This window comes from Catenibacterium sp. AM22-6LB (assembly GCF_003435615.1).
GTDB lineage: Bacteria > Bacillota_I > Bacilli_A > Erysipelotrichales > Coprobacillaceae > Catenibacterium > Catenibacterium mitsuoka_A.
In genome coordinates this window covers 1-7,962 of sequence record NZ_QTUM01000080.1, presented here as the reverse complement: position 1 = coordinate 7,962, position 7,962 = coordinate 1, and the positions used below count along the sequence as shown (strand labels likewise).

At 32.3% G+C, this 7,962-nt stretch carries 3 protein-coding genes; all 3 read left to right on the top strand.

Going from position 1 to position 7,962, the window contains the following annotated elements; translation table 11 throughout:
- Nucleotides 1-445: 445 nt before the first annotated feature.
- From lepB to DW269_RS11725, 3 genes are read left to right on the top strand one after another with little or no spacing between them, the layout of a single operon-like run.
- On the top strand, nt 446-994 hold the full coding sequence (gene lepB / locus DW269_RS11735) for a signal peptidase I (RefSeq protein ID WP_117460114.1): 549 nt from the start codon (nt 446-448) through the stop codon (nt 992-994).
- A 19-nt stretch (nt 995-1,013) separates the two neighbouring features.
- Entirely contained in the window at nt 1,014-5,777 is a 4,764-nt protein-coding gene (locus DW269_RS11730; protein WP_117460112.1) for an isopeptide-forming domain-containing fimbrial protein, read from the top strand.
- Nucleotides 5,774-7,276 (top strand): SpaA isopeptide-forming pilin-related protein, encoded by a 1,503-nt coding sequence (locus DW269_RS11725; protein ID WP_117460110.1) that lies wholly within the window; start codon nt 5,774-5,776, stop codon nt 7,274-7,276. The genes DW269_RS11730 and DW269_RS11725 overlap by 4 nt, the downstream gene beginning before the upstream one ends.
- Nucleotides 7,277-7,962: the final 686 nt, after the last annotated feature.

Genomic DNA, 7,962 nt, shown 5'->3' with positions numbered 1-7,962 from the left:
ATAACGGCGACGATAGTGTGAAGACGCGACAATAGCAAGCTGCCAGGTCCTTTTTTTATATAACAATATAAACAATAATATTTATTTAACACGCTATAAAAGGCGTGTTTTTATTATGTACAAATATATATACATACATAATATTTGATACACATTTCGCAAAGGTGTAACATCAGATGTTCTTTTAAAATCAAAAAAACAATGATAAATACGTAATAAATGCGTTATGTAAATTCAAAACAATAAAACAAAAATTGTAAATATGTTACATATCACAATTTTAAATCTTTTACAATAAAAAATACGTAAAAAAAGCGTGTTTTTTGTGTTATATTTCTTGAAACAAATACTAAAAAGTGTTATATCAACTCCACATTTCGGATTTAACTATTATTATAGTAGTGTTAATGTAAATGTTACAATTACATGAGAATGGAATGAAATTATGGATAGAACTGAGTCAATTCATATAGATAAAGAGAAGTCTAAAAAACAAACAAAGAAATTACGTAAGATTATTATTCTAATTGTTGTAATAGCAATTTCTTTCTTAATTGCAACACAATGGATATCTGTATTTAGAATCCAGAGTTCTGCTATGTCACCGACTATTGATGCCGGACAAATTGTGATTGTCTTTAAAAAGAAAAAAGTCCAGAAAGGAGATATAGTTGTTTACAGAAAGAAGAATAAATTATTTGTAAAGCGTGTGATTGCAGGTCAGGGGCAATATGTTGATATTGATCTCAATGGAAAGATAACAGTAGATCAAAAAAGAATCAAAGAAGATTATGTAGGAGAATTGTCTTTAGGTAAATGTGATATTAGCTTACCTCATCAAGTAGACCAATCCCATTGGTTTTGTATAGGGGATGAAAGAGAAGTCTCTATTGATTCAAGAAGTTCAGTTATAGGGGATATCTCAGAAGATGAAATAGAAGGAGTCGTAGTTTTTAGTATTTGGCCACTCAATAAATTCAGAATAGTTCAATAGAAAGGAGGCGTCTTAGCGTATGAAAGTTGTTCAATATTTTAAACATGCAAGAAATTTAAATGCCTATAAGAAAAAATATAAACGCTTAACACATGCTTTATTATGTGTCTTTGTCTTATGTGCTGCCTTTGTATTGACAACTTATGCTGGGGCTGAAACACATAATTTAGAGAATTACACATATGTTTCGTATTCACAATCATCTGATCTAGATGACGAGGAAACGTTACAACTTCTTACTATTGATGAGTCTACTCATCCCGTCTATGTCTTACAGAAAAACAACATAGCATCTGTAAAGGTATCTACAAATAAGAATAGCGATGGTATAGAAAATGGTACTATTACACCTGATACTAAATATCTTAAACTTAAAGTAGAATTCAAGAATATCCATGCTGCTATACTAAACAATCAATATGGAGGATCTTTTGCATATGATCTTCCTGAATTCTTCCGTTCTACAAGTACAACAGAAAGACCGATTATTGATGATAATAATAAAGTAATTGGGAAAATTCATGTAGAAAATGGACAGGCTATTGTCACATATACAAAAGAATTCTTAGAGAGTTTAGGTGAACATGCGACACTTTCGGGAAACTTCTTCTTAGAAGGAGAAGTAGATCTTACAACATTAGATAAAGACAATGGCTCTATAGAAGCGACTTTCCCAAATGGAAGCATCAAGCTAGAATATGGTCCAAGCTTCTTAGAAAAGTATAGTGATGTCAAGGTAGAGAAGTCTTATACAAAAGATCCAAACAGCGATTATATCAAATATACACTCACTGTATCAGCAGGTCCCGATGGCAGTCAAAATATCTATGTGGTCGATAAGTTTACAACTTATAAAAACCTAGTCACTTATGCAGGGGATATCTCTCATACACCTACAGAACTAGGTACTACAGAAGATGGACAAAAGCCATATGAAACAAGAAATACAGATATAGCAGGTCAGATTTATTTAACGAATCAGTCTAATTCTGATAAGGAAATACCTGAGTCTGTAACTGATAGCACTAAGATTAACAAGCCGGGAAGTATTGTCTGGTCAATAGATAAACTCGCTCCTAATGAAACAAGAACATTGACTTACTACGTCAAACTTACTGATAAACAAGATATCAGAAATAAGGATATTACTAATAAAGCATCAGTGCTTAATAAAAAAGATAATGAAACATACTTAAAGGGATCTTCTGAAAAAACATTCACTCCATCAATTAACTATGGTATGACGAAAAACATCATTTCTACGAATGGTAAACAGTATACAAAGGATCAAGATGGGAACTATATCGTTCAATATAGATTAAACTTCACTTTAAATGCGAATAGTAATTATACTTTAAAGAATTATGCATTCTTTGATTATTTAAACTATAGTGGATTTGCGAACGATAATAAGATGTTACCTTATATCTCTTATATGCAGGATTCTATAGAGTTACATCAAATTGTGGGAAGCACAGATACGATTATTGATTCTTCTTTATATAAGGTTCAATGGGAAACAAATGGTACGAACTACAAAGATACATATGATGGTAATCCAAATCGCTTCAAGTTAAGTGGCACAGATGATCATCCTATTACTATTTATCCAGGTGATTCATATTATGTGACTTATAAACTCAAGATTCAACCAGAAGTCTATGCGGCAATGCAGGCAGGACAAGTATTAATCCAAAATATATATGCGAATGATGCAGATAATGCAAAGAAAGTTGCAGGTATGTTGGATCGAACAATTGCAAAACTTACTCTGAATGACTATACATGGATTCAAAAGATCAAAGATAGTAATCTTACTTCAAATGAGCAAACAATCCAGATGAATTCAGAAGTCTATGTAAAGAAGAATAATGGTTATGAAAAAGATTCTTCAGTCAATAGTTTTGTAGTTCCACAAGGAAGCTATAAGTATACTGTTAATCTAAATAAATCACAGAATCAATTTGATATCACGCATGCAACCTTAAAGGATGCATTAAGTTCAGATATCATGCATTATGTTGGTTATGTAAAGATTACAGCTTATGAATACGATGAAAGTTCTAATACCTATAAAGATAAAGAATCTAAATGGGTGAAGATAGACAAACAGAAATCATTTGAATTAATGCTCTCTGAGCTTGGCTGGTCAAACAGTTATGGTTATCGCTTTGAATACTATGCACAAACGAAAGATTTAAGTGAAATTGGTCAGATTAAAGTGACTAATACATTCACATTAAATGGAGATGTAGTAAAAGGTGATCAAACCTTTAAATTCAATAATAAATCAGCCTCTCAAACAACACAGGTCAATGGTTTCTATAACCTGAATGTAAATAAGAGTGCCTGGTATTATGAAAGACCAGTAGAAAATGCGACTACTTGGGAAAATGGTGCATTCTATTGGGTTATTGAAGTCAATGGATCAGCTATTAGAGAAGGAACTCAAATTAGAGATGCAGTAGTAAAAGAAAACAACATCACTGATTCTTATTTGCATTCTGATTCTGTTGTAGGTATCTATCAAGGAAAGCTTGCAACACAGGTAGTTGCATGTAAGAACTATCAAGAGTTCTTAGACTCAAATAAAGGCTTAAAAGATAAAAGAGAACTATTTGATCAGGAATATACAAACAGTAAGAACTTTAGTGGAAACTACAAGAGTGAATTAACACTTACTGCAAAAGAAACAATCAAACTAGAAAATCAAGAAAATATCTATATTATTGTGAAAACAGAACCTTCCAAGATTCCAACAGTCAATCGTACAACATTTGATTACAAGAATGAAGTGTTATTAAAAGATACGACAGATACTTCATTTAATAAACGAAATGATGCGACTCAATCTCTTCATGGTGGAGGAGATTTGCTGAAGGAGTTCAATTTTACATTTAGTTATGATGGAAAAGAAGCTAAAATACTTAAATCTGGTACTGATGACAGTACTAGTAAAATTGCGACAAATATACTAAACCAGACAACAGGTAATGGTATATATGCCTCTTGGGTCTTTAAAGTCAATTATGCAGGTGACTTAAAAGGAGACTACCGTGTATTAGAAGATATTCCAGAAGGCATGGAGCTTGGTTATATACGTATCAAGTGGCATGGTAATCAAGCAAGCTCTGTTGTATCTAAGACAATGGATAACTTAGGTGATGACTGGAACCAATATTCCAATACAGCAACGAATGACAACGGACAAAGTCAAAGTACAACCTATTACTATAATAAGACTACAAATAAAGCTCTTATTAAACTAGGTGAATTTGAGAATAAACATACAAGAGATGATTGTTCTATCGATGTACAGGTTGTCTGTCGTGTAACTGATTCTAAAGTCTTGCTAGGTGGACAATCTAAAACCTTTGCGAATCATGTCACACTTCAAGATGAAGATGGAGAAGAACAACTTGCAACTTCAAGTTCTACTGCAGCACTTGAGAAGAACAGCCTAGATAAAAGCCATCCTGAAACATTTAATGGACAAACAATCAAGTATACAATTACTGCCAATACACTCTCTCAGAAGTTACCATCTAATGATGGTAATAAGCTGACATTAGTGGATGAGTTAGGAGATAACTTAGAATTAGATATCACAAGTATTGAGGCTAAGGATGATGCAGGAAATTCTGTACAAATAGAAAAAGCATTTAATCCAGAAACAAATACTTTAGAAATCTCAATTCCAAATGAAAAGAAGATCATTATTACTTATACAGTGACTGTAAACATAGCACCAGATACTTCTACAAAAGTGTCTAATAAGGTTTATTGGAAGTCTTATGGGAATGATGGTGGTAAGAATGATGTTATTCCAGACTTCAGCTATAACCTGAATGCTGGTGGTAGTACGACAACAACGGATAATCCTCATCTTACAATCAAGAAGATAGATCAGGATAATGCGAATCCAATGAGTGGAGTTACATTTGATATTTATGAATGTAAGCTCAATGGAGATAAGATTCAAAGAGTTGAAGGTAGTACAACAAGTGGTGAAACAGAAAATGGACTCTATGCAGTACAAGTACCATTTGTGACTTCATATAACACAATATATGAAGTAAAGGAAAGAAATACACCAGATGGATATATGAAGGACGATAGTTCTTACTATATTATCTGTGTAGATAAAAAGAATAGTGATGATTATACAGACTATGTAAAACAATGTATTGCTTATTTTGAAAAACAATCAAATAAAAAATACAAAGTCGCATACTCATCTACAGATTTTAACTTAACTATATATAACTCTCAGAAAGGTATAGTAGTTAAAAAAGCATTTATTAACAATGCGACAGGTACTTCTCATAAACCAGTGAGTGGAACATATACATTTGGATTATATGACAATTCACAAGGAAGTGGTTCACCACTACAAGTAAAAACAATTACTTATAGTACAGGTGAAACAGAAGAGAAGACCACGAAGTTCATCAATCTTAATCTAAATACAGATTACTATGTATTTGAATTAGATGATGAAGGAAATCCAATCACTCATACTTCTCAAGAAGTAACAGTGAATAAATTACCATATGTTGTAGATTATAAAGTAAATGGTAATTCTACAGGTAAGGAAGTAGTAGGAGATGAAGTCATAGTGACTAATAGTCTCCGTACAAAGAAGCTGCCTTCTGCAGGTAGCAGATTAACCCTGATTTACAGACAATTAGGACTAGTGATGGTAGGAGTTAGTTCTATAGTTCTGTTGATCGTATATAAAAATCGCGATAAGAAGATAAAAGAAGAGGAGATAGGGAAATGAAATTAATGAAGAGAATTTTAGCTATTGTCTGCACGTTTGTGATGATCATTTCAATGGCTACTGGTGTTAATGCGGTAGAAAATACGTCTACTACAGCAACTTCAACACCAGAAAGAGGTAAAATTACAGTTACAAATGCAATCGCAGGAGAAGATTATAAGATTTATAAGATTTTATCACTTGAAAGCTATGACAAAACTGCAGGTGCTTATTCATATAAGAAACCTGGTGGAGATTGGGATACATTTATTAACTCAGATGAAGGTCAACAATTTTTTACTTCAAATGAAAACGGTTATGTGACTTTAAAAGATACTAGTGATAAAGAAGTACGTAAACTTGCAATTTATGCAATTGGTTATGCACAAAAACACAACATCACTGCAACTAAAACAGCAACAGCATCAGTATCTAAATCTGATAATGCTACAGCTGTATTTGAAGATTTAGATTTAGGTTACTATGTAGTTGAATCAACTTCAGGAACAGCTTGTAATATTACTACTGCTGCTCCTACAGCAGAAATTCAGGACAAGCATGATAATCCAAGTGTTACCAAGATTATCACTCAGGGTGGCAATGTAAATAGTGATGGTACTATGAACTCTGTTAATCTTGGAGAAACCGTATTCTTCAAGACAACTATTCATGTAAAACCTGGTGCTAAGAACTATGTTTTACATGATAGTATGAATGAAAATTTGAAATTTGTTCAAGTTGCTTATGTTAGAGATAATGAGAATCATGAATATCGTCAAACAGATGATTTCATTGTTAAACCAGATAGATATAGTCCAGGGAATCCTGAAGATGGATGTACTTTCGAACTTTCATTCACTGACTCTTTCTACAAAACATATAGACAAGATATTGATACTGGCAGATTGACAGAAATAACAGTTGAGTATCTTGCATATGTAAGTGAAAAAGCACCTATTAACTTTGCAATGAAAAATACAACATGGTTAACATATGGTGATAAAAAAACAAAGACTGAAAAATCTGAAACAGAAACTTATACTTATGGTATTCCAGTATATAAATACACTGGAATAGATACAGCTCTTGAAGGTGCAAAGTTCATCTTATCAACAAATGAACAGCCTAGTGAAAGCAATGCAATTAAGTTTAATCCAAATGGTACAATTTATCGTTATAGTACTGATCAGACAAAAGGAAATATAACTTTAACATCTGGCAATAAAGGTTATGTTAATATCAACGGTTTGCAGGCAGGTATTTACTACCTTAAAGAAACAGAAGCACCAAAAGGTTATAACAAAATCCAGAAGCCTATTAAGATTGAAATCTTATCTAATGGTAAAATTAAGGTAGATGGTGTAGAAATTACAGGTGATGTAAAAGTTCTAAACAACAAAGGTTCAATCTTACCTAGTACCGGTGGTATGGGTACAACATTAATCTATGTTGTAGGTTCTATTTTAGTTTTAGCTTCTGGTATTGTATTATTCTCTAAGAGAAAAGAAGGAACTAACTAATTATATAAACATATTATTTAGGGAATGATTTTCATTCCCTATTAGTTATTAAAGGAGGAAAATGTAAGTAACCAAATATATCGACTATTGTGATTAAATGTGTTCAAATCTACTCAAAGGAAAGCTTTAATATGAAAACATCAAATATCACAAATTATAAACCAAAGGATTTTGCTGAACTTTAAGGCGTACCTGTTAAGACATTATAACGTTGAGATAGAGAAGAAACTTTAAAGGCAAACCGAACCCAAACTAATAGGCATTATTATACTTATAATCAGCATTTACTAAATCAAGTTGCATGTTAAGATAGTTCTGTAATGCAAAAGAATTATTGCAGACCAGTGTACTGAAGATTATGGAAACCGTGTAACGATTTATTAGATGAAGTATTGGAACATAAAATCAAAAGCATAATTTGAATACCCACAAACCACAGGTTAGTGAAAATTAAATTTTATTAACGCCGATTAAAAGGCGTTCATGAAGCCGAACTGAATACATGGATTTTCCATTTGTACTATAATTAGATTAGAAATCAGATGGAGAACTCATATAGGATATTGTTTCAATACTTCATGTGTTTTCCTGCAGGTTGCAAAGGGCTTCGTAAGTATAAACAATAGATAGAAAGGGATGAGGAAATTGCTGAAGAGTTTCAAGACGGAAATAAATCCGACAGAGGA

Coding starts and splice junctions, on each gene's coding strand:
- lepB (WP_117460114.1), top strand. CDS start 446: ATGGATAGAACTGAGTCAATTCATATAGATAAAGAGAAGTCTAAAAAA.
- DW269_RS11730 (WP_117460112.1), top strand. CDS start 1,014: ATGAAAGTTGTTCAATATTTTAAACATGCAAGAAATTTAAATGCCTAT.
- DW269_RS11725 (WP_117460110.1), top strand. CDS start 5,774: ATGAAATTAATGAAGAGAATTTTAGCTATTGTCTGCACGTTTGTGATG.